The organism is Streptomyces sp. bgisy159 (assembly GCF_057707805.1).
Genome location: NZ_JBYIQX010000134.1, coordinates 1 through 593, shown reverse-complemented (window position 1 = coordinate 593; position 593 = coordinate 1). Strand labels below are relative to the sequence as shown.

Here is a 593-nt window from a genome sequence, read left to right as displayed (position 1 = left end):
AGTGAGGAGTACCTGGACTCGGAGAAGTACCAGTTGCGGCCTCGCGACTGGGCGGCGGCCGAGCGGGAGGGCCGGAGCATCGCCCCGCTGATCGCACGACTCAACGCCGTCCGACGGGGGAACCCGGCACTGCGGCAACTGCGCGACCTGCACTTCCATCACGCCGACCAAGAGGCGGTGATCGTGTACTCGAAGCGAAGCGGCTCGAACACGGTTCTGGTGGTCGTCAACCTCGACCCTCACCACACCCAGGAGGCCACGGTCTCGTTGGACATGCCGCAACTCGGCCTGGACTGGCACGAGTCGGTGCCGGTGCGCGACGAGCTCACCGGCGAGACCTACCACTGGGGCAGGACGAATTACGTGCGACTCGAACCGGGGATCCGTCCCGCGCACGTCCTCAGCGTCCTGCGACCGTCCACCCCGCAGATCGGAGGGTCACCCACACGATGAGCGTCAACGAGCCCGTTCCGGACACCTTCGAGGACACGCCCGCGAAGGACCGCGACCCCGACTGGTTCAAACGCGCCGTCTTCTACGAGGTGCTGGTCCGCTCCTTCCAGGACAGCAACGGCGACGGCGTCGGCGATCTG

Annotated in this window: 1 pseudogene; it reads left to right on the top strand. The window is 67.1% G+C overall.

Annotation, left to right across the window (positions count from 1 at the left end):
* Positions 1–453: pseudogene (locus tag AC3ET3_RS36140) on the top strand (DUF3459 domain-containing protein); the annotation flags it as partial.
* Positions 454–593 lie beyond the last annotated feature (140 nt).